15 protein-coding genes are annotated in these 24,963 nt (G+C 68.5%); 10 read left to right on the plus strand and 5 right to left on the minus strand.

Translation table 11 applies throughout. The features are described 5' to 3' along the window. Nucleotides 1-250: 250 nt before the first annotated feature. From FHS55_RS17110 to FHS55_RS17125, 4 genes are all read left to right on the plus strand, one after another. Complete coding sequence (locus FHS55_RS17110; RefSeq protein ID WP_183191005.1) at nucleotides 251-1,399, plus strand: MlaE family ABC transporter permease; 1,149 nt, start codon at nucleotides 251-253, stop codon at nucleotides 1,397-1,399. An 88-nt stretch (nucleotides 1,400-1,487) separates the two neighbouring features. Then, nucleotides 1,488-2,279 carry an ABC transporter ATP-binding protein gene (locus tag FHS55_RS17115; RefSeq protein ID WP_425485830.1) on the plus strand — a complete coding sequence of 264 codons (792 nt, stop codon included), beginning with the start codon at nucleotides 1,488-1,490 and terminating at the stop codon, nucleotides 2,277-2,279. Between the two features lie 9 nt (nucleotides 2,280-2,288). Further along, a complete protein-coding gene (locus tag FHS55_RS17120; protein ID WP_183191007.1) occupies nucleotides 2,289-3,335 on the plus strand; it encodes an MlaD family protein in 1,047 nt (348 codons plus the stop codon). A 126-nt stretch (nucleotides 3,336-3,461) separates the two neighbouring features. Then, nucleotides 3,462-4,067 (plus strand): ABC-type transport auxiliary lipoprotein family protein, encoded by a 606-nt coding sequence (locus FHS55_RS17125; protein ID WP_183191008.1) that lies wholly within the window; start codon nucleotides 3,462-3,464, stop codon nucleotides 4,065-4,067. A 738-nt stretch (nucleotides 4,068-4,805) separates the two neighbouring features. On the opposite strand, the gene FHS55_RS17130 is transcribed toward FHS55_RS17125, so the two are convergent. Then, a complete protein-coding gene (locus tag FHS55_RS17130; RefSeq protein ID WP_183191009.1) occupies nucleotides 4,806-11,210 on the minus strand; it encodes an apolipoprotein A-IV repeat region-like domain-containing protein in 6,405 nt (2,134 codons plus the stop codon). A 390-nt stretch (nucleotides 11,211-11,600) separates the two neighbouring features. Here FHS55_RS17130 and FHS55_RS17135 point away from each other — a divergent pair, with 390 nt between their 5' ends. Continuing rightward, nucleotides 11,601-11,921 (plus strand): 2Fe-2S iron-sulfur cluster-binding protein, encoded by a 321-nt coding sequence (locus FHS55_RS17135; RefSeq protein WP_183191010.1) that lies wholly within the window; start codon nucleotides 11,601-11,603, stop codon nucleotides 11,919-11,921. Between the two features lie 157 nt (nucleotides 11,922-12,078). Here the strand turns inward: FHS55_RS17135 and FHS55_RS17140 are convergent, their stop codons facing one another. From FHS55_RS17140 to FHS55_RS17150, 3 genes are all read right to left on the minus strand, one after another. Further along, complete coding sequence (locus FHS55_RS17140; protein WP_183191011.1) at nucleotides 12,079-13,137, minus strand: YcjF family protein; 1,059 nt, start codon at nucleotides 13,135-13,137, stop codon at nucleotides 12,079-12,081. Nucleotides 13,138-13,192: 55 nt separating this feature from the next. Continuing rightward, nucleotides 13,193-14,656 carry a YcjX family GTP-binding protein gene (locus FHS55_RS17145; RefSeq protein WP_183191012.1) on the minus strand — a complete coding sequence of 488 codons (1,464 nt, stop codon included), beginning with the start codon at nucleotides 14,654-14,656 and terminating at the stop codon, nucleotides 13,193-13,195. Nucleotides 14,657-14,717: 61 nt separating this feature from the next. After that, a complete protein-coding gene (locus tag FHS55_RS17150; RefSeq protein ID WP_183191013.1) occupies nucleotides 14,718-15,230 on the minus strand; it encodes a SixA phosphatase family protein in 513 nt (170 codons plus the stop codon). 202 nt (nucleotides 15,231-15,432) lie between these two features. Here FHS55_RS17150 and FHS55_RS17155 point away from each other — a divergent pair, with 202 nt between their 5' ends. Together FHS55_RS17155 and dksA are read left to right on the plus strand one after the other, a co-directional pair. Beyond that, a complete protein-coding gene (locus FHS55_RS17155) occupies nucleotides 15,433-16,299 on the plus strand; it encodes a MipA/OmpV family protein (RefSeq protein WP_183191014.1) in 867 nt (288 codons plus the stop codon). A gap of 250 nt (nucleotides 16,300-16,549) precedes the next feature. Then, nucleotides 16,550-16,966, plus strand: a complete 417-nt coding sequence (dksA, locus tag FHS55_RS17160; RefSeq protein WP_183191015.1) for an RNA polymerase-binding protein DksA — start codon at nucleotides 16,550-16,552, stop codon at nucleotides 16,964-16,966. A gap of 539 nt (nucleotides 16,967-17,505) precedes the next feature. Here dksA and FHS55_RS17165 read toward each other — a convergent pair. After that, the gene (locus FHS55_RS17165; RefSeq protein WP_183191016.1) at nucleotides 17,506-18,516 is read right to left on the minus strand and encodes a hypothetical protein; all 1,011 of its coding nucleotides are present in this window, start codon (nucleotides 18,514-18,516) and stop codon (nucleotides 17,506-17,508) included. 470 nt (nucleotides 18,517-18,986) lie between these two features. Here FHS55_RS17165 and cckA point away from each other — a divergent pair, with 470 nt between their 5' ends. The 3 genes from cckA to FHS55_RS17180 all read left to right on the plus strand — a co-directional run bounded on the left by cckA (nucleotide 18,987) and on the right by FHS55_RS17180 (nucleotide 24,928). Next, the gene (gene cckA, locus FHS55_RS17170; protein WP_183191200.1) at nucleotides 18,987-21,500 is read left to right on the plus strand and encodes a cell cycle histidine kinase CckA; all 2,514 of its coding nucleotides are present in this window, start codon (nucleotides 18,987-18,989) and stop codon (nucleotides 21,498-21,500) included. A 32-nt stretch (nucleotides 21,501-21,532) separates the two neighbouring features. Further along, nucleotides 21,533-23,176, plus strand: coding sequence for a glucose-6-phosphate isomerase (pgi, locus tag FHS55_RS17175; protein ID WP_183191017.1), 1,644 nt, complete (start codon nucleotides 21,533-21,535; stop codon nucleotides 23,174-23,176). A gap of 123 nt (nucleotides 23,177-23,299) precedes the next feature. After that, a complete protein-coding gene (locus tag FHS55_RS17180; protein ID WP_183191018.1) occupies nucleotides 23,300-24,928 on the plus strand; it encodes an alpha-D-glucose phosphate-specific phosphoglucomutase in 1,629 nt (542 codons plus the stop codon). The last annotated feature ends 35 nt before the right edge of the window (nucleotides 24,929-24,963 follow it).

Below are 24,963 nucleotides of genomic sequence, written 5' to 3' on the forward strand. Positions count from 1 at the left end.
GGGCGGGTCGCGCGAATCGGTCGGTGAGTTTACGATCACCGGCGGGCGAGGGCGAGGCCGCCCGCGTCACAAGGAAAGCACAGTGCGCGACGGAGCATTGTATAAGTGTAACATGGTACCCCTATAGAGGGCTGCCCGCTCGACAGAGCTTGAGGCGTAGGGGTATGAAATAAAACGATGAAACGTTTCCGCCTGCCATAATCCATTGGGCCGGCGGGTCCGCACGCGGACGGGAGAGGGAGAGCCGGTCTTGGGAGTTGCTGAGGCGCCGCTTCTGGCGACGGCACGCAACGGGCGGGAACTGGTGTTTGTCGGCAATGGCCGGTGGGCGGCGGTGCAGGCCCGCGCGCTGGAAGGCGCCGTCGAAGCGGGCCTTGCCGAACTGGGCAACGGCCCCGTCGAGACCGCGCGGCTCGATTTTTCCGGTGTGCGCCGTATCGATACGGTCGGCGCCGTGATGGTCGACCGGCTGCAGCGCGGGCTGGAGGCGGCGGGCGTGCGCTACCAGATGGTCGGACTCGATCGCCGCTTCCAGCCTCTTCTGGACGAGGTGGCGCGCGGCTGCCATCAGGTGCCGCCGGTGCGGCGACATGACAACGCGTTGACGGGCGGGCTCATCGTGGTCGGCCGCACGGTGGCGGATACCGGCCAGGACGCGCTGTTCTTCCTCTCCTTCATCGGCGCGGTCGCGAGTTCGCTGGCGCGCGTGACCCTGCGCCCGCACACGTTCCGGTGGACCTCCATGGTCTATCACCTGGAGCGCACCTGCCTGCGGGCCGTGCCGATCATCGCGCTGATCACCTTCCTCATCGGCTGCATCATCGCCCAGCAGGGCATTTTCCATTTCCGCAAGTTCGGCGCCACGACCTATGTGGTGGACATGGTCGGCATCCTCACGCTGCGCGAACTCGGCGTGCTGATCGTCTCGATCATGGTAGCCGGCCGCTCGGGCAGTGCCTTCACCGCCGAGCTCGGCTCCATGCGCATGCGCGAGGAAGTGGACGCGCTGCGCGTGATGGGGTTCGATCCCAACGAGGTATTGGTGCTGCCGCGCCTCGTCGCGCTGGTCATCGCGGTGCCGCTGCTCACCTTCATCGGCAATATGTGCGCGCTGTTCGGCGGCGGACTGGTGGCGTGGATCTATGGCAGCATTTCGCCGGAAATCTTCATCAGCCGGCTGCAGGAGGCGATTTCGCTGTCGACCTTCGAGGTCGGCATGATCAAGGCGCCGTTCATGGCGGCGATCATCGGCCTCATCGCCTGCATGGAGGGCATGCGGGTCGGCGGCAGCGCCGAATCGCTGGGTGCCCACACCACGGCGGCGGTGGTGAAGGCGATCTTCCTGGTCATCGTGGTGGACGGCCTGTTCGCCATGTTCTTCGCCGCGATCGACATGTGAGGCGGCTCCGGTGACCCAACCCCAACCCGTTCAGAGCCCATCGCCGGGCCGCCCTCCGGTCGCCGCCGCGATTGAGCCGATCATTCGCGTGCGCGACATCGTCGTCGCGTTCGGCGAGCGCACCGTGCTGAAGGGCCTGTCGCTGGACGTGATGCCGGGCGAGATCATGGGTTTTGTCGGCGCCTCGGGCGGCGGCAAGTCGGTGCTCACCCGCACGATTCTCGGCCTGGTGCCCAAGCGCTCGGGCACGGTGGAGGTGTTCGGACAGAATCTCGACGGGCTGTCCTTCTCGCAGCGCCGGGAACTTGAGCAGCGTTGGGGCGTCTTGTTCCAGCAGGGCGCGCTGTTCTCCTCGCTCAGCGTCCGGCAGAACATCCAGTTCCCGATGCGGGAATATCTCGATATCTCGCAGGGGCTGATGGACGAAATCACCGTCGCCAAGATCGAGATGGTCGGCCTGCAGCCGGACGTCATCGAGAAGATGCCCTCGGAGCTTTCCGGCGGCATGATCAAGCGCGTCGCGCTGGCGCGGGCTCTGGCGCTCGATCCGGAGATCCTGTTCCTCGACGAGCCGACCTCGGGTCTGGACCCGATCGGCGCGGGCGAGTTCGACGAGCTTATCGCCACCCTTCAGCAGACTTTGGGCCTGACCGTATTCATGGTAACGCACGATCTCGACAGCCTTCACACGGTTTGCGACCGCATCGCCGCGCTCGCGGACGGGAAGGTCGTTGCCGTTGGGCCGATAGAAACCATGCTTGAATCGAAGCATGCCTGGGTTTCCGCCTATTTCCACGGAAAGCGGGCGCGGGCTGCGGGATTTGGACCGGCCGCGGGTATTGGACCGGCGGGCGGGCACGGACGGGAAGGGGCGCGCTAAGGCCGGATCATGGAAACACGCGCCAATTACATCATTATCGGCCTTTTCACGCTCGCCGTCATCGCCGCGGGCTTCGGCTTCGTGTGGTGGTTCAACGGCTCGAACAGCCGTGGGCCGCGCGCCTCCTATGACGTGGTGTTCAGCGGCCCGGTAAGCGGGTTGCAGACCGGCTCCGCCGTCACGTTCAACGGCATTCCCGTGGGCGAAGTGACGCGGCTGCGGCTCGACAAGGAAGACCCGCGCAAGGTTGTCGCCACGGTGGCGGTGCAGCCGGATACGCCGGTCAAGTCCGACACCCGCGCCGAGCTTGACGCCCAGGTGCTGACCGGTCTCGCCTCGGTTGGGCTGATCGGCGGTTCCGCCACCGCCACACCGCTGCCGACGCCGACCGAGGGCCAGCTGCCGCGCATCGAGGCGGATGCCAGCGCGGTGCAGGACCTGATGCAGGGCGCCCGGCAGGTGATGGGGCGGGTGGACGACATTGCCCGCCGCGTCGACGATCTGTTGCGCGACAATGAGGGCAAGATTTCCTCGGTCATCGACAATGTCGACAAGTTCACCACCGTGCTCGGCAATAATGCCGATACGATCAACGGGCTGATCACCGATGTCGGCGCGGCGGCCCGGCGCATCGACCAGCTCGCCGGCAATCTCGACAAGACGGTCACGTCCGTCGAGCCGGACAAGGTGCGGGCCATTGTCGACAACGTCGCCCAGTTTTCCACGCAGCTGGAGGGCATGACCAGCAAGGTGAACGCCATTCTGGACAACGTGAACGGCCTGACCTCGGGCGAGGAGGGCAAGGGCATGTTCAACGAGATCGCCGCGGCGGCGGCCGAGGTGCGCAAGCTGGCGGCCAATCTCGACACGCGCACCGCCGAGCTGACCGCCAACCTGAACGAATTCACCGGGCCGGGGCTGCGCCAATACCAGGCGCTGGCCGTGGACGGGCGGCGCACGCTCGCCGAAATCGAGCGCGTGTTCCGCAAGCTGGAGAGCAACCCGCGGCAGTTCCTCTTTGGGGGCTCTTCGGTTCCCGGCTACACTGGCCGGTAGGACCATGAAGGGCCGGTGAGAACATGCGCCGATAAGAAAATGGGCCGCTAAGAACAGGCGGGCGCGGGGGCATCGGGCGCCTGGGTTGATATCGACGACGGGGGTGCGTGCGTGAAGGGCAAGCAAATGGGGTTCAGGCTCGTCGGCGTGGCGGCTGCCATGGCGATCGCCGTGGGGACGAGCGGCTGCGCGCAACTGCTCGGCGGCGGTGACAAGGCGGTTCCCACTTTCGACCTGACGGCGCCGTCCGATTTTAAGGCGCCGCGCTCCAGCACCGCGCAACTCGTGGTCGCCGCGCCGAGCGCGCTGCAGGTGCTCGACACCGAGCGTATCGTGGTCGAGCCGAAGCCGGGGCAGGTTGCCTATCTCGAAAAGGCGCAGTGGAGCGACCGGTTGCCGGCGCTGTTCCAGGCGCGGCTGATCCAGTCCTTCGAGAATGGCAGCCGCGGCCGTGCGGTGGGCCGTGCGGGCGATGCGATCACGCCCGACTACACGCTGCTGACCGACATCCGCACCTTCGGCATCCAGGCCTTCGATGGCTCTCCCGAAGCGGTGGTCGAGGTCTATGCGCGCATTGTCGGAAGCGCGTCCGGCCGGATCGTCGCCGGTCGCCTGTTCACCGCCCGTGTCGCCGCCGCCGGCACGGCCGGCCCCGACGCCACACAAGCCCTCGACACGGCCTCCGACAAGATCTTCGTCGAGATCGTCGACTGGGCTTCCGGCCGCTACTGACCTGTTCGCGGAGCCGGCAGGCGCCCGCTTTGCCGACCCTTGACATATGGATCGGCAAGAGCAAATCGCGCTGGTGTCGACGACCGCACCGATGTTCCGGAGCGCGCGACACGCCATGAACTTGCCCGAGCCGGCGTGGGGAAGGCGCTTCCTCACGGCGGATCCGCGGATGGTCACGCTCCGTTCGCTGCTGGAGGAAGGTTACCCACCGGCGCACAGCCGGTAGGATCCGGCTATACGGCCTGGCGGAGGTCAGCGGGGGCAACGCCCCGGACGATATTGGAATTTGCAGTGTCTTTCCGGCGGAAGATGGCCGCCAAAAGCCGGGGTCGGCCGGCGGGGTGAGGGATGGTCGTCGATGGCGGCATCCCCCGCAGCCGCATCGTCCTCCGCCCGAGGTGCCGCCGCAGCGACAGGCCGATCTCCTTTGTGCGGCCGGAATGCAGGCTCTCTCGCTACGGCGCGGTCGTGTCGCCTTGCGCTGTTGATCGGATCGTCCCCGCTACCGCGCCGGTTTGGAAACTGTCTCGCCCGCAGCATGGCGGACAGACCGAAGACCCTTTGCGAAGTGGTGACCCTACCATGGTGGACGATCCCAACTGGGCCCCCGCTTCGGCCGGGCTGACAGTCTTCCGAAGGATCATTCCAACAGACGGTTGGCGCGCAAAAGCAAACGGGCGCCACTGGGGCGCCCGATGCGAAACATTTCCGATGCCGCGTTGAGCGCAGCCCGGTCGGTCAGTCGAGGCGGCCGGCCGCGTGGGCGAGCAGCGTGTAGACCTTGCCGGTGTCCGATGTCAGGTAGGTGTTGGTCATGGCCTGGCCCCGCTCATCACGCCCGACCTGCTCCAGCAGCCGCTCGAATTCGGTGATGTAACGGTCCACCGTATCGCGGAATTCGAGATCGCGCCGGTACTTGCGGCGGATTTCCTCGAAGGTCTGCTGCCCCTGCATCGTGTAGAGGCGGCGCGTGAACACATTGCGCTCGCCGCGCTTGTAGCGATCCCACAGCTCCACCGCGGCTTCGTGGTCGATCATCCGGGCGATGTCCACCGAGAGCGAGTCGAGCGATTCGATCGCATGGTGAACCGGGCGCTCAGGCTGCGTCGGCCGGCTGGCAGCGTTGCGTGCCCGCGGTGTGCCGGGAGCGGGCGCCTCACTGTCGGCGCGAGCCAGCAGGTCGGTAAGCCAGCCCCCCTGGCCTTCCTGCCCATTGCCATTGCGAGGGGCGGGCGGCGCCGTCTCGCGGCGGGCAGCCGAAGGCGAGGCGGAGGCTGAAGGCGGGGTGCCAGCGGCCGGACGGGTGGTGCCCGCCGCACGCGGCTCGTAGCGCGGCGTCTCCTGGCGAGGCGTCTCCTGGCGAGGCACCTCCTGACGCGGCGCATCCGGCCGGGCCACCGGGGCGCGGGGCAGCTCGGTGCGAACCGGCTCGCGGCGCGGCGTGAGGCCGGGACGCGCGAACTCGGTGCGCTGCGGCGTGGCACTTGCCGGCCGCGTGGTGCCGGCCTGAACCGGCGCGACCTCGTCGGAAGTCTCCGACTCCGGCGCGGGGAGGGCATCGGGCGTCACGGCAGCGACCGGGGCGGGAGCCACCGGCGGGGCAACGGGAGCGGCGGCGCGGTTGCGGGTGCCGGCATCCACGTCCAGCGCGCGGCCATGGCGACCGACAATCTCGTTCAGCTCGGCCAGCGCCTTGATCTGGTCGGCGATGGTGCGGCGCATGACCGCGGCGTTCGCCTCGGCCTCCTCGGGCAGTTCCATCACCCCGCGGCGCAGTTCCTCGCGGGTGGTATCGAGCATCGTCTTGATGTCGGCCACCGAGCTGCGCAGTTCCTGCGCGGTACCCACGAGGCCCTTGTTCGCCTCGCCCATGAGGGCGTTCACTTCGCGGACCGCCTGCTCATACGTGTCGCGCAGCATGGCCAGCGTCTGCTCGCGGCCTTCCTCGGTCGCGACGCGGATCTTTTCCTGCTGGGTGATGATCGTCTCGGCCGACTGGTTGGCCGTGTCGAGGATCGAACGCGACAGCTCGCTCGCGCGCTGTTCCGCCGTGTCGAGCGTCTGCTGCAGCGACTGGGTATACTGCGCCAGGCGCGTGTCCAGCTCGGTCGTGCGGCTGCCGATCTGCTCGGTGAGCGCGAGCAGTTCCTCGTGGCGACCGCCGAGCGTCTCGTCGAGATTCTCGTGCGCCGCACCCAGTGCCGTGGCGACGCTGCTGATGATGCCAGCCTGCTCGCCGAAGCTCTGGCCGAGCGAGGTGACGTCCTGCAGCACGCTGGTCGAAACCGTGCGCAGTTCGCGGATCTGCTCGTCCATGTGGCTGGAGGCGAGGCGGCCGGCCTGCTCGACATTCTCGACCAGCCCGTCAAAGGCGGCGAGGCGATCGCTGATGGCCTGCTCGATCGCGCCGAGACTTGCGGAGGAGCCGGACAGCACGTCCTGCAGCTGGACGTTCATGTCGCCCAGGCGTTCCAGCAGGGTAGCGACGTCGCCTTGCAGGGCCTCGTTGGTGGCGGCGATTTCCGCCGCCGCGCCGCGCCCGCTCTCGGCGATCGAGTCGATGAGCCCGGCACCGCGTCCGTCCAGTGCCTGCACGAAATCCTCGGTGAGGCGGGACAGTTCCGTCGAGGCGAACTCGGTCGTCTGCCGCGCCGCATCGACAATGTTACCGCTCCGTCCTTCGAGCGTGTCGACGAATTCCTGGGTGAGCCGGTTGAGTTCGCCCGCGGTAAGCTCGGCGGATTCACGGGCGGCGTCGACGATGGTGCTGCCACGCCCTTCGAGCGCGCCGACGAATTCCTGCGCGAGCCGGGTAAGCTCGGCCGCGGTAAGTTCGGCGGATTCGCGGGCGGCATCGACGATGCTGCCACCGCGTCCATCAAGCGCGCCGATGAATTCCTGCGTGAGGCGCGTCAGTTCGCTCGAGGTGAACTCGGCGGTCTGGCGGGCGGCGTCGACAATATTGCCGCCGCGCCCTTCCAGCGTGCCGACGAATTCCTCGGTAAGCCGCGCGAGCTCGCTGGCGGTGATTTCGGCGGATTCGCGGGCGGCGTCGACAATGCTGCTGCCGCGTCCGTCGAGCGCACCGATGAATTCCTGCGTGAGGCGGGAGAGCTCGGTGGAGGTGTAGTCGGCGGTCTGGCGGGCGGCGTCGATGATGCTGCCGCCACGGCCTTCCAGCGTGCCGACGAACTCCTCGGTGAGCCGCGACAGCTCGCCCGAGGTAAGCTCGGCACTTTCGCGCGCCGCGTTGACGATGTCGCTGCCGCGACCTTCGATCGAACCGACGAATTCCTGCGTCAGGCGCGACAGTTCGGTCGAGGCGAATTCGGTCGTCTGGCGGGCGGCGTCGACAATGTTGCCGCCGCGGCCTTCCAGCGTGCCGATGAACTCCTCGCCGACGCGCGACAGTTCCGTCGAGGCATATTCGGCGGTCTGGCGGGCGGCGTCGATCAGCGTCGAGCCGCGCTCGTCGAGCGTGCGGACGAAGTCCTCGGTCAGGCGGGTGAATTCGGCGGACGTCACATCCCCGGTGTTCCGCACCGTATCGACGAGGCGCGAGCCACGGCCGTCGAACTCGGCGACCAGCGCGTCGCTGGCGCGGGAGATTTCCTCCACCACCTGCCCGCTAACATGGCGGACGGTCTCGACCAGGTTGGAACCGCGCCCGTCGAACTCGCCGAGCAGGGCATCACCGGCGCGGGCGATCTCCCCCGTCACCTGCGTGCTGAGCTGCTGCAGCGCGGTGACGACATCGCCACTCTGGTTGTTGAGGTTGGCCAGAAGGTCGTCGCTGACGCGCGCCATCTCGCCGGCCGTGCTCTGGCTGGAGCGCTGGAAGGCTTCCAGCATGCCGCTTGTGCGCTGCTCGACGCCGTTCAGCACCTCGTCGCTGATCTGCATGATCTGCTCGGCGCGCCCGCTCGTCGACTGCTCGAAGGCGGAGACGATCGCATCCGTGCGCGAGGTCAGCGTATGGAGCAGGTCCTCGCTGGCACGCAGAACATCTTCCACCGCGCCGACCCGGGTATTGTCGATGGCGCGGACCAGGCTGTCGCGGTGATCGTCGATGGAGGCGAGCAGGCTGGCGCTGGTGCGCGACAGTTCCGTGGCGATGCCGACGCTGCGGTCTTCCAGGGCCGAAACCAGCCCGTTGCCGCGCTCGTCGAACATCCGCGCCAGTTCCTCGGTGCGGGCGTCGAACAGCACGGTGACTTCGTCCGCCCGGTCGGCCAGCGTGCGGCTGACATTGTCGGCCAGCGAGGTGAGCGAGTGCTCGATATCGCCGGCTTCGCTGCGCAGCTGGCCGGCGACGGCACCTATGCGCTCGCCGATGAGCTCGGCCAGCGCGGTGCCGCGAACCTCGACGGCCGCGGCGACATGGTCCATCCGCCCGACCACCGTCTCCTCGAAGCGGTTCACCCGCAGGTCGAGGATCTCGGCGATTTCCAGCGCGCGGGAGGCGAGGGCCCGGTCGGCCTGCTCCAGCCGCTCGGTGAGCTGCTCGGTCACGCCTGCCGCGCGGTCGTCGAAGAACTTGCCGAGAACGTCGACGGAGCGGCTCATCGAGTCGTTGGCCTTCTGCGCGCCGTCTGTCAGCGCGCGGGCGGCACGGTCGATATGGTCGCTCAGGTCGGCGGTAACGCTCTGCGCGTGCTGGGTGAAGAAGCCATCCAGCACGACCAGCGACTTGTCCATCGCCTCGGTGGCGAGGCGGGCGCCGTCGGTCATGGTGACGGCGAATTCCTGCGTGCGCCCGGCCAGCGTCTCGTTGAGGCCTTCGACGCCACGGTCGAGCACGCCCTCGATATTGGCGATGCGCAGGTCGAGCGAGGCGGCGATCTGCTCGGACTTGGCGGTCACCTGATCGTCGAAGCCGGACATGTTGTCGTGCATCGCGCGGGTAATGGCGTCGACGCGCTCGGTGATGCGCTGCACGATATCGCCGCCCTGCACCTGCAGAACGTTGTCGAAATCGTTCAGGCCGTCGCTGATCTGGCGGGCGAGAAGGTTGGAATCGGTCGAGATGCGGTTGGCCAGCTCGCCGCCATTGACCGAAATGGTCTCGTCCAGCGCCTTCAGCCGGGAATTGAGCATCTCGCGCACGGATTCGGCGCGGGTGCCGAGGGTGGCGGTGAGTTGCTCGGCCGTCTCGCGGAACTGGTCCGTGACCTTGACGCCACGGGCGGCGATCGATTGCGCGACCTCCGCGCCGACATGGGCGAACTGCTCGCTCAGCGCCGTGCTGCGATAGCCGATATCCTGCGACAGCCGCTCGGCGGCCTCGGCGAGCGTGTCGTGCACGCCGGCCCCGGCCTGCGACAATTCGTGGACAACGCGCTGGCCGGTCTCGCCCAGCAGACGCTCCAGCTCGCCGCCGCGCACCGCGATCGTGTCATAAATGCGGTTGCCGGTGTCGTCGATGCGGTAGGCGAGGTCATCGCCGCGCACGGTGATGGTCTCGGCGACGCGGTTGCCGGTTTCCTCGAGCTTACGCACCACTTCGCCGCCACGGGCGGAGAGGTCGAGCACCAGCGAATCGCCGGTGGACTTCAGCGTGCGATTGACCTCGTCGGCGCGGATGGCGATCTCGTCGGCCAGGCGCGTGCCGGTGCCGACCAGGGCATCGGTGATCTCGTTCGAGCGGGCCGAGAGCGTCTCGGTGAGGTTGAGCGTGGTCGCGGTCAGCCGCTCACCCATCTCCTGGGTGCGGGACGTCACGACATCCGACAGATCGGACGCGGTCTTGAGCAGCCGATGGCCGATCTCGTCGGTGCGGCTCGCCAGCGTCTCCGTCAGCTCGGTGGTGACACCCGACAGGCGCTGGGTGATTTCCTCGGTCTGCGAGGTGAGGGTGGTGATGAGGTGGTTGCTGGCGTCCGACAGGTTGGTGTTGACGTCGGTGCCGGTGGCCTGCAGGCGGTCGATCAGGTCGCCGCCCTTCTCGGTCAGCGCGTCGATGATGGTGTCGCCCACCCGGCCGAGCGCCAGGGTGATGTGCTCGCCCTTGTCGGACAGCGTGTTGGTAACGCGGTCGGCCGCCTCGGTGACGGTGTTGGCGATGCGATCGCTGACCCCGTCGACCTCGGAGGAGAAGGAGAATTGCGCGCCGGCGATTGCCTCGCGGATGTGCTCCGCGTGCGACATGATCACCTCACGCTCGGCCTGAAGCCGATCGATGAGATGGCGCATGCGCGTTTCGTTTTCCTCATAGGCACTTTCGAGCGAGGAAATCTCGGTGCGGACCATGGCTTCAAGCTCGCCGGCGCGGGCAATGGTGCGCTCCACGCCATCGCCCATCGCGGCGACCTCGCGGCGCACGACCTGCCCGACATTGCCCACGGCGTCGGTCGCGGAATGATCCGGTTCTGCCAGACGGATGGCGACCTGTGCCATCGAATGGGCGACGATCCGCATCTCCTGCATGCGCGCGACCATGGCCGCCAGCACGCCGAACAGCATCGGCGGCAGGATAAGGCCGCCAGCCGCCGCCATCAGCGCGGAGGGCGATACGCTGCTGAGGCCGATCTGGCTGAAGTTGAAATAGGTGAGCATGCCGCCGAGGCCGAGCCAGGCGCCCGAGCCGATGGCCGCGAGGTAATAGGGCGTGGGCGAGGGCCGGCGCTGCAGAGCGCCGAGCAACTGCCCGATGGTCTGGCGGTCATCATTGGCGGCGCGGCGGTTCTGGGGCAGCGCGCCGGCCGGGGCCTTGGAGCGGCGCGGTTCGGCCGGAGCCGCGGAGGGGGCGGCCGACGCCGTGGCGACCACATCGGGGGCGGGGGCGCCCTTGGGATCCGCGTGGCCGGCGGACGAATGGGCCGGCGCGACGCTGGGCGGCGGGATGGCGGGCGGCAGGTCGAAGGCGGGCTCGTCGAAATGAAGCGCGGAATCCGCGTCGCGCGCTATCTGCTTGTCGCCGATGAAGGACGCGTCATCGTCCAGCGGCTCGTCAAAGCCGCCATGCGCCCGCTCCTCGATGCGCGGAGCCAGAGGCTCGCGCGGAGGCGGCAGGTCGAACGCGTCGGCCCCGGACGGGGCGGCGTTGCCGTCATCGTGCGTCAAGTCAAGGCTCAGAGCCTCCTCGATGGCCGACAGCGCGGCCTCGGTGGGATCCTCGTGAACCTTCTTCGTATTCGTCGACATAGGCGCCTGCCTCCGGTCCGTACGCTACTCCGACCGGCTTGCGCCGTCGGGCCGGGGTTCCACGGGTGGCTGACGCATCCCGTGCCGGGGACACCAAAGGGATTAACCGCTCGAGGCGCCACCCCACCGCACTCTTATCCTACGCTCTTGGGGGCGAAAAATGGAACTGGGGTTAACGTATTGATTGAGGATATCGTTAACGACCTGTTCACCATGTCCGTTAGGTGACAGTTGACGCATGGTTCGGGCCGCCCCCGGCGGAGGCGAGGCTGCGCGGCCCGAGGCGGAATTCTCGTCGGCCGATGCTGCACCGCGCTGGCGTTCGCGGGCGGCCTTGTCTATCTAGTTCCCGCCTCCCTGTAATCCTTCCACATCATTGAAGCCGCCGCCATGCCCAGGATCACCTATATCGACGCCGCCGGAACCGAACGCACCGTGGAGGCCCAGGCCGGCGCCACCGTCATGGAAGCGGCGATCCGCAATGGCGTGCCGGGCATCGACGCGGAATGCGGCGGCGCCTGTGCCTGCGCGACCTGCCATGTCTATGTCGACGAGGCGTGGGTGGCGCGGGTCGGCGAGCCGGGGCCGATGGAGGAGGACATGCTGGATTTCGCTTCCGAGGTGAAGCCCAACTCGCGCCTGTCCTGCCAGATCAAGCTGAGCGACGCGCTGGACGGGTTGATCGTCCGCACGCCCGCGCATCAGGGCTGAGGCGTCGCCGGATCCTCCGGCTGCCTGGAAGATTACCGAGTCCGCTCAGGTCGTTACCGGGATGAGCTGATAAGCTTGCTCATCTTCTCCGTCGGTGGGCCCGGCATGTTCGGCGCAGGCCGGGCCATCCGGTCGCCGCGCCATTTCAGACGTCGAGTCACGTTCCCGGCATAGTCGGTTGTTTCAGCGGCGTTTTCGGCTCCTCTTCCTCGCCACGGCTGATGAGGCCCGAGGCGACATCCCTCAGCGCCGGGGCTGGCAGGGCGGCGAAGGGCAGCGGGCGCGTCACCTCGATGGCGGCGAGGCCGAGCCGGGCGGTGAGCAGGCCGTTCACCACGCCCTCGCCGAGCCGGGCGGAGAGCTTGGCGGCGAGGCCATGGCCGACCACCTGCTGGATCAGCGAATCGCCCGCCGCCATGCCGCCGGTGACGGCGAGATGGGCCAGAACCTGCCGGAACAGCCGCAGCATTCCGAGCGCGCCGGGCCGCCCGCCATAAAGCTCGGCCAGCCGCCGCACCAGCCCGATGGCCGTAATCAGCACGAAGATGAGATCCACCGCCGCGCGTGGTGAGACGGCGGTGACGACCGAGACGCGCTTGGCCGCGCCGGACACCAGACGCGTCGCCTCCGCGTCGAGCGGCGCCATCAGCTGGCGCTCGGTCAGCCGCACGAGATCCGCTCCGTCGATGATGGCGTCGAGGTGGGCACCGAGCTCCGTGCGGGCGCGAAACAGCCGCGGCGAGGATTTGGTCAGCGCCAGCAGTTCCTGCGTCACCGCGGCGGCGAGGGCGCGATCGTCCTTGAGGATCGCCAGCGCCGCCTTCTCGCGCACGCGGTTCAGCGTGTTCAGCCGCAGCAGCCCGAACAATTCGCGGCCCAGTATGGCGAGCGTGGCAACCGCCAGCGCGGCGGCGAAGGCGAGGCCGGTATAGCCGAGCCAGTCGGCCCGGGTGAACAGGTCCTCGATCAGCTTCGACACGGCAAGGCCAAGCCCGAGGCTCACCAGCCCGCCGAGCCCGCCCCAGAACAGCTTGCCCCAGACGGAACTGCGCGGCGGCGGCGTGGGCAGCGGCACATCCTCCGCCGCCTCCGGTATCGCGGGCGCGGGGGTGACGACGATGGCCCCGCGCGGCGCGGCGCGGCCTTCTTCGGCCAGCACGACGCCGGGATCGTCGAGGCGGAAGGCCTGGGGGCGGCGAGAGGTGCGGTCGGTCATGGCATGTCCGGTGTGGGGGCGCGGCGCGGGGGTCGCGGCAAAGGGACAGGGTGGCTCATGTCAGCCGGTCGCCGAGAAGGAATTCCAACGCGCGATCGAGACGAATGTGCGGCAGCGCCAGCGCCTCGCCCTCGCCATTGCGCAGGACCGGCGGCGGGCGGAAGCGCAGGAAGCGGAAATCGCCGCCCGCCGCATCCGACAGGCCCTTGAAGCCGAGCGCGGGGTCGAACAGCGCCGCCGGGTTTTCCGGCAGGTCGCCGGGGAAGACCGCGGCTTCCGCCAGCCCGTCAAATGCATCGGCGCCGTGCTGGCCAGCTTCCGGCACGCCGACAATGGCCGGCAGGTGGGCGCGGCCGCGCTTGACCATGGCCTCGCGCGTGGCGCGCACGGCGGCCAGCGCGACGACGTCGATCTCCGCGCCGGCGCCCTCGGCGCGGGACAATGCCCGCTCCACGAGGCGGCGCAGGATCGCTTCCAGCGGATCATGGCTCGTGTGGTGCAGGTGGTCCGCCTTGGTGGCGGCGAACAGCACCTTGCCGATGCGGTGGCGGAAGAGGGCGGACAGCCACGAATTTCGGCCGATGCGGAAGGCCCGCAGAATGCCGTCCAGCGCGGATTCCAGGTCGGCCAGCGCGGCCGGCCCGGCATTGAGCGCGGCCAGCACGTCGATCAGCACGATCTGCCGGTCGAGCCGGGCGAAATGATCGCGGAAGAAGGGCCGGACGATGGTGTCCTTGTAGGCCTCATAGCGGCGCTGCATCATCGCGTGCAGCGAGCCCGGCGCGGGTTCCCCGGCGCCGGCAATGTCGAGCGGGGCGAAGGTGAGGGCGGGCGAGCCCTCGAGATCGCCGGGCATCAGGAAGCGGCCGGGCGGCAGCAGGCTCATCGACACCGCCTCGGCGCGGCAGGCGGCGAGATAATCGGTGAACAGGCCGGCGAGCTGGCGCGCCTTGGCCTCCTCGGCCGGCGCGCGCGGATCGGTGGCCGCCAGCGCCGCGAGGAAGGGAGCGGCCAGCGGCAGCCGTGCCGGCGCGCGGGCGAGCGCGAGGCTCGCGCTGGCAAACGCGGTGTAGTCCTGGTCGAGCAGCGGCAGGTCCAGCAGCCATTCGCCGGGATAGTCGACAATGTCGAGAATGAGCGTGCGCCGCCCGCCACGAGCCGGGGCATAGTCGATGGCCAGCCGCAATTCGCTGATGCGGCGCGTCGATTCCGGCCAGCGGCGATCATCGACCAGCGTCGCCAGATGGCCCTCATAGTCGAAGCGAGGCACGTCGTCATCGGGCTGCGGCTCCAGCCGCGCGCCGGCAATGCGCCCCTCATGCATGGCGCGGAAAACGGGCAGGCGCCCGCCGCGGATCAGCGCGTGCACGAGCGCGGTGGTGAACACCGTCTTGCCCGCGCGCGACAGGCCGGTGATGCCGAGGCGCAAGGTCGGGTTGGCGAGGTCCTCGGCCCGGTCGAGCAGCGTCTGCGCCGTCAGCCGGGCCTCGTCGATCAGGTCTGCGTACCAGGAGGGCAACGCCAAATCCTTCTATGATTTCAGCCCGCTACGATTTTCATCTCGTCTCGTGGGGCGGCCCTCAATCCTTGGCGACGCCGAGCGCGCGGGGCGTGACGAAGCGCTCCAGGTTGCCTTCGCCGGTCGCTACCTGGCTCCAGTCATCGACCGGCAGGTCGATCACGGCGAGGGCCCCGGTCGGGTATTTCGGCAGCACCTTGGCCCGGTGGGCGCGCTTCAGCAGCAGCGCGGCGAGGCCTTCCAGCCCGGGATTGTGGCCAAGCAGCAGCAGCGGCGAGCGGGCGCTCTGGCCACGGATGACACGGAGCAGGGCATCGGATGAGGCCTCATAGATGGCGTCCTCGAAGGCCGGCGGCTGGTGGACGGGCCAGTCCCGCGTCGCAATGTCCCAGGTCTCCAGGGTGCGCCGCGCCGGAGACACCAGCGCATGGGCGGGAATGAGGCCCTGCTCGGCCATGTAGGCACCCATCGCCGCAGCGCCGCGCTCGCCGCGCGGGGCCAGCGGGCGGTCACGATCGCGGACACCCTCGGGCCAGGCGGATTTGGCATGGCGGAGCAGCAGGAGGCGAAGCATCGGTTACTCACGGTCGGCGAGAGGAGGGCGGATATCGTCCCCTATATGGTGAGTGGGACCTAGATCGGCGAGGTGGGATGATGAGGCGCACGCGATTTGAACGCGGGGGATGCATGCACTGAACGAAAGTGACTTTTCGGCAACCAATGATGCGTCATCCTCATGTAAGAAATGGGCGATGGGAATTCACGGGGTCTGGACCATGCGATCGCTGAATGTATCGAGTGTTGTGACGATCGCGGGCCTGATCGGTTTTTCGGTGGCGGCGCAGGCGGCCGACGTGGGCTCCGCGCCCATGGTCACGAAGGCGCCGGTCGAAGCCTCGACCGACCAGGAATGGACCGTCACGGTCGGCGCGTACATGTTCGCCCAGCCCAATTATTACGGCTCCGACGATTACGAGTTCGCGGCCCGGCCGCTGTTCAGCATCGCGCGCGCCAACAAGCTGAGCGAGTTCAACAGCTTCAAGGACAACCCCAGCATCGCGCTGTGGGATACCGGCCCGGTCGAGCTGGGTATTGTCGGCTCGATGAACTGGAAGCGCGACGCCTCCGATTCGGTGAACCTGCGCGGCCTCAAGGATATCGACTACGCCTACCAGATCGGTGGCTACGGCCAGTGGTATCCGGTGGACTGGCTGCGCCTGCGCGGCGAGGTGCTGTACGGCTTCGGCGGGTTCGAGGGCGTGGTGGCGAATCTGGCCGCTGACGGAATCTACTTCAGTGATTCGCTGGGCGGGGCCACCTTCTCGGCCGGCCCGCGCATGACGCTGGCGAGCTCCGGTTTCATCGACACCTATTACGGCGTCACCGCGGGCGAGGCCGCTATTGCCCAGCAACTCGGCAACAACCTCACGCCCTACAAGGCCGGCGGCGGCATCTATTCGGTCGGCTTCGGGGGGCAGATTTCCAAGCGCTTCACCCAGAACATCACCGGCTCGGTGTTCGGCGAGTACTCCTATCTCCTCGACGATGCCGGCAACAGCCCGATCGTCGCGGTGAACGGCGACCGCAACCAGTTCCAGGCCGGCGTGTCGCTCTCCTACACCTTCTTCCTCGGCTTCCAGTGAGGCGCGGCGCGTTGCCGCGCCGTTGAGGCGCAAGGCAGCGCGCATCTGCGGTTGTGCGGCGCGGAGCCACGGACGGATCCGCGCTCGGGCACCGTCCCGCTCTCCTCTGCTCGTTTTCGGCGCGCAAGATGCTGAAAAATCCAGCATTTCATGTCGTGGTGATGACGAGGAGAAATGTTGTACGGGGGCTTGGGTGACGCTATAAGCACCGCCCAAGGCGGGTACCCCCCGAACACGAGGACGAGGGCCGATGTCGGTAGAGATCGACCAGGAATATCGCCCCCGCGAGGACGAGCCTTTCATGAATGAGCGGCAGCGGGAATATTTCCGCCAGAAGCTGCTGCATTGGAAGGACGACATCCTGCGCGAGGCTCGCGAGACGCTTCAGCACCTGCAGGACGAAAACCAGAACCACCCGGATATCGCCGATCGCGCATCGTCTGAAACCGATCGCGCCATCGAATTGCGGGCCCGCGACCGGCAGCGCAAGCTGATCGCCAAGATCGATTCCGCGCTCGAGCGCATCGACGATGGCAGCTACGGCTATTGCGAGGAGACGGGCGAGCCGATCACGCTCAAGCGGCTGGAAGCCCGCCCGATCGCCACGCTCTCGATCGAGGCGCAGGAGCGGCACGAGCGGCGCGAGCGGGTCTACCGCGACGATTGATATCGTCCGGCCGGCACGCGTTCGCGGATGTATCGACGATGTATCGACATGGCGGCCCGCTCCAGCGGGTCGCCATTTTCTTTGCGCGACGCCGCAGGCGGGACGGGGGAGCCTTGGCGCGGAACGTCGGTCCGTGTGGCAGGCCCCATCTTTTCCAGGCCCTATCTTGGCCAGGCCCCATGCTGTGCAGAGTGCCGCCGGCCGGCCGGGCAGGTGTGACGGGCCCGCGCGGCCCCGCCATCGGGTGCGGTCGGTCGGCCGGCTAGTCACCGGGGCGCGTTGGCTTCATGGCGCGCGGGACGTGGCACAGCCGTGGCCGGGAAGCCCGATGGAAATCGTCAGGCGGGTGTGGCGGGCCGGTCGGGCCGGGATCTAGTCCCGCATCCCGGCGTAGCGACGCGACTCGCACGCGGGGCGGCTCGGGCCGAGTGGCCCGCGTCGAGTGGGCCGCCGTTGGCGCAAGCCAGCGTCGCGCGATAGAGCGCGGCCGGCGGGAGCGGCGGATCGCTCCGTCCCGAACAGTTGAGAGCGCCGAGGCCTCAGGTGCCGCGACGGGCGCGGCCGAGGAGACTGGCCATCTCGGCTTCGAACGAATCGTCGATCGGGCCGGCCGGGCGGTCGATCGCCGAGGGGGACAGCACCTCGGGCGTGCGGCTTTCCGGCAGGCCGGCGGCCGCCGGCGGCAGCACTTCCGGGATCGGCGCGCCATCGCCCTCCGGCCCGGCCGTGATTGGCGGGATTTCCGGCGCGACCCGCGCCTGCGTCACGGGCGCGGCCGCGGCTCCGGCCGCGGCCAGTCCACGGAGCGGGTTGGGCAGGTTGGTCGGACGGCGCAGCGCCTCTTCCAGTTGCTCGGCCATGCCGCCAGACTGGGGATCAACCTTGATGGCGACGCGCACCACCTGATCGGCTGGCGGGGGCGGAGGAGCCTCCAGGGCCGGTTCGCCACGCGTGGCCGGTTCCGGTCGCGCCTGAGGGGTCGCGCGCTGGCGCACGATATCCGGCCCCGAGGGGGCGCGCGGGGCGGCCGGTGTCGCCGAGGCGGGGACGAGCGGCATGGGCATCACGTCGAGCGGCCGGGCGGCTGGCTCGGCAGAGCCAGCCCGTGGCGGAGCGGGGCGGACGGGCGCGGGCCGCGCAAATTCGGGCGTAGGATCGACAGGGGTGACCGCCGGGATCGGGGCAGGCGGCTGGGCAACCGGCTGGGCAGGCGGCTGGGCATGAGCCGGGGCGGCTGGATGGCCCGCATCATGGATCCGTGCCGCTGCATGGGTGCGGGCGGTGGGAATGCCGCTTTCCACCAGAAAATCGCTGCCGCCACCCAGAATGACGAGGTGCTGGATGTCGTCGCGCTGGATCAACACCAGACGGCGGGTCTCATCGATGGGAACCTGGTCGACAATGGCCAGGCGATGACCCACCGCCAGCGTGTGGGCCTGCCGCCGCTTGCGCCGGCCGAGCAGCACCACGAGCAGGATCAGCAGCAGCACGCCGCCGGCCACCAGCAGCAGCCCGCTATTGCTGTTCGCCGTCATCAGGGAGTCCAACATCAACGCGCTCTCCTGCCCGAGCCCTCTCCGTCCGGACAGATCCTGCCGAACGACGCAAAAGCGCTCTCAAACCCTACGCCCGACACATCTTCCTGGAACGCCATAGGCCTGCGGAGGACTTGCTTGCCCGATCCGCTGGCGCTCCACGCGGCGGAGGCGCCTGCGCGCATTCCCCACCAAACTCCTTTGTCTCCCGGATGGTCGCGCACGGCAAGTGCGCACGGCAATCGCGCCGGCGATGGGCATCGGGCTCGGGGCGTCCATGTTGAGGCGCGCGGGGTTCGGGCGCGCCGGGATTGCGTGGATGCACGGGCGCGGCGGTCGGGTGCGCGATCCTTCCGCCGTTCCCGCATTTCCGGGCATGCCGGCCGAATCGCCCCTTGCCCCGCTGTTCCGCCTCGGGCACCAAGAAGGGTAGTTGAATCGTTCCGCGCAGGCGGCGTTGCCGGGCGAAGCCGGCCGGCATGGATATGGCGCACAGCGGACCCGACGATCCCACGATCAACCGGCTGGAAATCGGCGGCAGCATAAGGCTGGTGCTGGTGGTCGCGCTGGCGCTGGTCGGGGCGGTCGCCTCGCTGCTGGTGCTCGGGCGCGGCAAGGCGGACCCCTGGATCATCGGCCTTCTCACCGGGTTCGCGGTGATCGGCGTGTTCGCGCTGTTCGCCTATGCCACCGGCCTGCTGCGCTTTGGCGCGCCGGATTCGCGGGACGAACTGGCCCGACGCATCGTCGACAGCGCCGGCGAGGGTATGAGCCTTGTCGACCCGCTGGGGCGCGTGCTCTATGCCAATCCGCGCTATTGCGAGATCACCGGCGCCGCCGAGGCGCAGGAGGCGCGGCCGGTCGAGCGGCTGTTCACCAGCGATCCCGATGCCTCCGAGGCGGTCTATCGGCTGTCGCAGGGCATTCGCGAGGGCAAGGCGCTCTCCGAGGAGGTGCGCATCGCCGTGCCCGGCCAGCCGGTGCGCTGGCTCCGGCTCTCCGCCCGCCCCGCCGTGGCGGACCCGCGCGGGGGCAAGGCCACGGTGTGGACGATGAGCGACCTGACGCGCGAGCGCGAGCGGCAGGAGACGGCCTTCCTGGAATTGCAGCACGCCATCGATTATCTCGATCATGCGCCGGCCGGCTTCTTCTCCGCCGCCGGCGGGGCGATCCACTATATCAACGCCACGCTGGTCGACTGGCTGGGCTACGATCTCGCCGAATTCGGTCCCGGCGGGCTCACCGTTGCCGATCTCGTACCGGGGCCGGCGGCCGCGCTCCTGACCAACATCGCGCCGGCGCCCGGCGGGGTGCGTACCGAGGTGCTCGATCTCGACCTCAAGCGCCGCAACGGCCAGACGCTGCCGGCGCGCATCTGGCACCGCGTCGCCTTCGCCTCCGACGGCACGCCGGGCGCGTCGCGCACGCTGGTGGTGAGCCGCACCCGCGAGGACAATGCGGCCGACCCGGCGCGCGCCGCCGAGGTGCGCTTCGCGCGCTTCTTCCACAATTCGCCCATCGCCATCGCCACGGTGGACGGCGAGGGGCGCATCGTGCGCGCCAATGCCGAATTCGCGCGCCATTTCGGCGGGCGCGAGGGCGAGCGGCGGCGCATTTCCGACGTGGTGACGGGCGCCTCGCGCGTCGCGCTGGAAGCGGCTGTCGCCAGCGCCGTCACCGGTCTTGCTCCGGAGGCGCCGGTGGACACGACGGACGGGCGCGAGGGCGGCCGTTCGGTGCGCTTCTATCTTTCGCCGGTGCAGGACGGCGAATCCGGCAGCGAGGCGGCGATCGTCTACGCCATCGACACGACCGAACAGCGGGCGCTGGAAGCGCAGTTCGCGCAGTCGCAGAAGATGCAGGCGGTCGGCCAGCTGGCGGGCGGCGTGGCGCATGACTTCAACAACGTGCTCACGGCCATTATCGGCTATTCCGACCTGCTGCTGGCCAATTCGCGACCCACCGATCCGTCCTTCCAGGACGTGATGCAGATCAAGCAGAACGCCAACCGCGCCGCAGGGCTGGTGCGCCAGCTGCTCGCCTTCTCGCGCCGGCAGACGCTGCGCCCGCAGGTGCTCAGCCTCGGCGAGGTGATGAGCGACCTCTCCATGCTGCTGCGCCGGCTGCTGGGCGAGACGATCAAGCTGGAGGTGAAGGAAGGGCGCGACCTCTGGCCGGTCAAGGCGGACCTCAACCAGTTCGAGCAGGTCATCATCAACCTCGCGGTCAATGCGCGCGACGCCATGCCGGAGGGCGGGGCGCTCACCATCCGCACTGCGAACGTGCCGGCCGTGGATGCCGCCCGCTACGCCGAGGCCGGGCTGCCGCCCGCCGACCATGTGCTGGTGGAAGTGGCCGATAACGGCACCGGCATTCCCCCCGCCATCATCGACAAGATCTTCGAGCCGTTCTTCTCGACCAAGGAAGTCGGCAAGGGCACCGGGCTCGGCCTCTCCACGGTCTATGGCATCGTCAAGCAGACCGGCGGCACGCTGCAGGTGGAGAGCGAGGTCGGCCGCGGCTCAGTGTTTCGCGTGTTCCTGCCGCGCCACGTGCCCGATATCCTCGAACTCGCGCCGAAAGTGGTCGAGCCGGAGCCGCAGCCCAAGACCGCGGACCTCACCGGGCGCGGCACGCTGCTGCTGGTGGAGGACGAGGATGCGGTGCGGGCCTTCGCGGCGCGCGCGCTCGCCTCGCGCGGCTATCAGGTGCTGGAGGCGGCCTCCGGCGTGGAGGCGCTGGAGGTTCTGGCCAAGCATGGCGGGGCGGTCGATCTCGTCCTGTCCGATGTGGTGATGCCGGAAATGGACGGGCCGACGCTGCTGCGGGAATTGAGCCGCACCCGACCCGACATCAAGGTGATATTCATGTCGGGCTATGCCGAGGAGGCCTTCGCGAAGAATCTGCCCGAGGGTGCCGATTTCGGCTTCCTGCCGAAGCCGTTCACGCTCAAGCAGCTGATCGAGGCCGTTAAGAAAAGCATGGGCCGGAGCGAGTAGGCTCGGGCCCTCATCGAGGTTTGGAGAGACTCATGGGCGCAGCGATCGAGGACGTCTTCAAGGCTCTGGCCGACGACCGCGCGGCACGCGGCGGGCAAAAGGTGGCGGATCTGTTCGCCGCTGACCCGGGCCGTTTCGCGGCTTTTTCCGCCGCCTTCGAAGACATGCTGCTGGATTTCTCGAAGTGTTCGCTCGATGCCAGCACGCTCGGGCTGCTGCTGGACCTCGCCCGCACTGCCGGCGTCGAGGAAAAGCGCGCGGCGATGTTCGCGGGCGAGCATATCAACCTCACCGAGGACCGGGCGGTGCTGCACACGGCGCTGCGCGACCGTAGCGACACGCCCTTCACGATCGACGGGCAGGACGTGCGCGCCGACGTGAAGAAGGTTCTGGCCGACATGGCCGTGTTCACCGACGGCATCCGCTCGGGCGCGCTGAAGGGCTGGACCGGCAAGCCGATCACCGACGTGGTGAATATCGGCATTGGCGGCTCGGATCTCGGCCCCGTCATGGCCACGATCGCGCTCTCGCCCTATCATGACGGGCCGTGCGCGCATTATGTCTCCAATGTCGACGGCGCCCATCTGTTCGATACGGTGAAGCCGCTCGATCCGGCCTCGACGCTGTTCATCGTGGCGTCCAAGACCTTCACCACGCAGGAGACGATGGCCAATGCCGCCAGCGCCCGGCAGTGGATCGTCGAGGCGCTCGGTGAGGCGGCGGTGTCCAACCACTTCGCGGCGGTGTCGACCGCGCTCGACAAGGTGGCGGCCTTCGGCATCGCGCCGGACCGGGTGTTCGGCTTCTGGGACTGGGTCGGCGGGCGCTATTCGGTGTGGTCGGCCATCGGCCTGCCGGTCATGATCGCGGTGGGATCGGTGAATTTCGGCCGCTTCCTCGATGGCGGCCATGCGCTGGACGTGCATTTCCGCACCGCGCCGCTGGAAACGAACCTCCCCGTCCTGCTGGCCCTTGTCGGCATCTGGCACCGCGACGTGTGCGGCTACGCCACGCGGGCGGTGATTCCCTACGACCAGCATCTCGCCCGCCTGCCGGCCTATCTCCAGCAGCTCGACATGGAGAGCAACGGCAAGCATGTGACACTGGACGGCGAGCGGGTGGCGCACGATACCGGCCCGGTCGTGTGGGGCGAGCCGGGCACCAACGGCCAGCATGCCTTCTTCCAGCTGATCCATCAGGGCACCAGCCCGATCCCGGTGGAATTCCTCATCGCCGCGCGGGGCCATGGCGAGGATGAATGGCCAGGGCTGAAGCGCCAGCACGCGATGCTGATCGCCAACTGCCTCGCGCAGTCCGAGGCGCTGATGCGCGGGCGCACGCTGGAGGAGGCGACGGCGCAGCTGCTAGCCTCCGGCCACAGCGAGGACGCGGCGGCAAAGATCGCGCCGCATCGCGTGTTCACCGGCAGCCGGCCCTCCGTCACCATCGCCTATGACAAGCTCGATCCCTACACGCTCGGCCGGCTGATTGCGCTCTATGAGCACCGCGTCTTCGTCGAAGGCGCGATCTGGAACATCAACAGCTTCGACCAGTGGGGCGTCGAACTCGGCAAGGAGCTGGCCAATACGCTGCTGCCGGCGGTGGAGAGCGGGCAGGCGCCAGCCTCCCTCTCGGCCTCGGCCGCCGGGCTCCTGCATCATCTCGTCGGCCAATAGTCGCGCGCCGTCATCCCGGATGCCGGCGCTGCCGGCAGGCCGGGATCGCTCGCCCATTCCATGTGCGATCCCGGCTCGGCCTGCGACTGTCCGGGATGCGTTTCAGAAAGTATCGGGGGTAACATGATCCGTGTCGTCGCCACCACGCCCTTCGACGGCCAGAAGCCCGGCACGTCGGGCCTGCGCAAGAAGGTGCAGGTTTTCCAGCAGCCGCATTATGTCGAGAACTTCGTGCAGTCGCTGTTCGACAGCCTGAAGGAGTTCGAGGGCGAGACGCTGGTGGTGGGTGGCGACGGGCGCTATTTCAACCGCGAGGCGATCCAGACGGTGATCAAGATCGCCGCCGCCGCCGGCTTCGGCCGGGTGCTGGTGGGGCAGGGCGGCATTCTCTCCACGCCGGCCGCCTCCGCCGTGATCCGCAAGCACGAGGCCTTCGGCGGCATCATCCTCTCGGCCAGCCACAATCCGGGCGGCGAGCATGGCGATTTCGGCATCAAGTACAATATCGGCAATGGCGGCCCCGCGCCCGAGCCCGTGACCGATGCCATCTTCGCCCGCTCGCAGGCGATCACGCAATACCGCATCTCCGACGCGCCCGACGTCGATCTCGACACGCAGGGCATCACCCGGGTCGAGGACATGGTGGTCGACGTGATCGACCCGGTCGAGGACTATGCCGAACTGATGGGGACGCTGTTCGACTTCGACGCGATCCGCGACCTGTTCGGCGCCGGCTTCACCATGCGCTTCGATGCGATGAGCGCGGTGACGGGCCCCTATGCGCGGGCGATCCTGGAGGAGACGCTGGGCGCCGCGCCCGGCACGGTGGTGCATGGCCAGCCGCTGCCCGATTTCGGCGGGCACCATCCCGACCCGAACCTCGTCCACGCCAAGGACCTCTATGATCTCCTGATGTCCGACCACGCGCCCGATCTCGGCGCGGCCTCGGATGGCGATGGCGACCGCAACATGATCATCGGCCGCGGGCGCTATCTCACCCCCTCCGATTCGCTGGCGATCATCGCCGCCAACGCTCATCTGGCGCCGGGATATGCGGCGGGAATCGCCGGCATCGCCCGCTCCATGCCGACCAGCGGCGCGGCCGACCGCGTCGCCGAAAAGCTCGGCGTCACCTGCTATGAGACGCCGACGGGGTGGAAATTCTTCGGCAACCTGCTCGATGCCGGCTTGGCCACGGTGTGCGGCGAGGAGAGCTTCGGCACCGGCTCCAACCATGTGCGCGAGAAGGACGGCCTGTGGGCCGTGCTGATGTGGCTCAACATCCTCGCCGTGCGCCGGCAGAGTGTCGCTGCCATCGTCGCCGATCATTGGGCGACCTATGGGCGCAACTACTACACGCGGCACGATTATGAGGAAGTGGATGCGGCGGCGGCGGAAGGCCTGGTGGCGGATCTGCGCGCCCGGCTCGACACGCTGCCCGGCAGCGTCCTCGGTGGGCTCACCGTGGAGAAGGCGGATGATTTCGCCTATCACGATCCGGTCGACGGCTCGGTGACGACCAAGCAGGGGCTGCGTGTGTTCTTCACCGATGGCTCGCGCATCGTCTACCGGCTGTCGGGCACCGGCACGGCCGGGGCGACGCTGCGGGTCTATATCGAGCGTTTCGAGCCGGATGCGGCCCGCCACGACCTCGATACGCAGGCGGCCCTGGCCGACCTGATCGCCATTGCCCGCTCGCTGCCGGACATCGAGGGCCGCACCGGCCGCAGCGAGCCGAGCGTCATTACCTGATCGGCCGAATCGGGTGCTGGGAGTGCGGGTGTTGA

It is taken from the genome of Ancylobacter tetraedralis (genome assembly GCF_014195655.1).
GTDB classification, from domain to species: domain Bacteria; phylum Pseudomonadota; class Alphaproteobacteria; order Rhizobiales; family Xanthobacteraceae; genus Ancylobacter; species Ancylobacter tetraedralis.

Excerpts from the sequence above, each read along its gene's own strand:
- cckA (WP_183191200.1), top strand. The coding sequence starts at position 18,987 with ATGGCGCACAGCGGACCCGACGATCCCACGATCAACCGGCTGGAAATC.
- FHS55_RS17120 (WP_183191007.1), top strand. The coding sequence starts at position 2,289 with ATGGAAACACGCGCCAATTACATCATTATCGGCCTTTTCACGCTCGCC.
- dksA (WP_183191015.1), top strand. The coding sequence starts at position 16,550 with ATGTCGGTAGAGATCGACCAGGAATATCGCCCCCGCGAGGACGAGCCT.
- FHS55_RS17155 (WP_183191014.1), top strand. The coding sequence starts at position 15,433 with ATGCGATCGCTGAATGTATCGAGTGTTGTGACGATCGCGGGCCTGATC.
- FHS55_RS17165 (WP_183191016.1), bottom strand. The coding sequence starts at position 18,516 with ATGTTGGACTCCCTGATGACGGCGAACAGCAATAGCGGGCTGCTGCTG.
- FHS55_RS17130 (WP_183191009.1), bottom strand. The coding sequence starts at position 11,210 with ATGTCGACGAATACGAAGAAGGTTCACGAGGATCCCACCGAGGCCGCG.
- FHS55_RS17150 (WP_183191013.1), bottom strand. The coding sequence starts at position 15,230 with ATGCTTCGCCTCCTGCTGCTCCGCCATGCCAAATCCGCCTGGCCCGAG.
- FHS55_RS17135 (WP_183191010.1), top strand. The coding sequence starts at position 11,601 with ATGCCCAGGATCACCTATATCGACGCCGCCGGAACCGAACGCACCGTG.
- FHS55_RS17180 (WP_183191018.1), top strand. The coding sequence starts at position 23,300 with ATGATCCGTGTCGTCGCCACCACGCCCTTCGACGGCCAGAAGCCCGGC.
- pgi (WP_183191017.1), top strand. The coding sequence starts at position 21,533 with ATGGGCGCAGCGATCGAGGACGTCTTCAAGGCTCTGGCCGACGACCGC.
- FHS55_RS17125 (WP_183191008.1), top strand. The coding sequence starts at position 3,462 with ATGGGGTTCAGGCTCGTCGGCGTGGCGGCTGCCATGGCGATCGCCGTG.
- FHS55_RS17140 (WP_183191011.1), bottom strand. The coding sequence starts at position 13,137 with ATGACCGACCGCACCTCTCGCCGCCCCCAGGCCTTCCGCCTCGACGAT.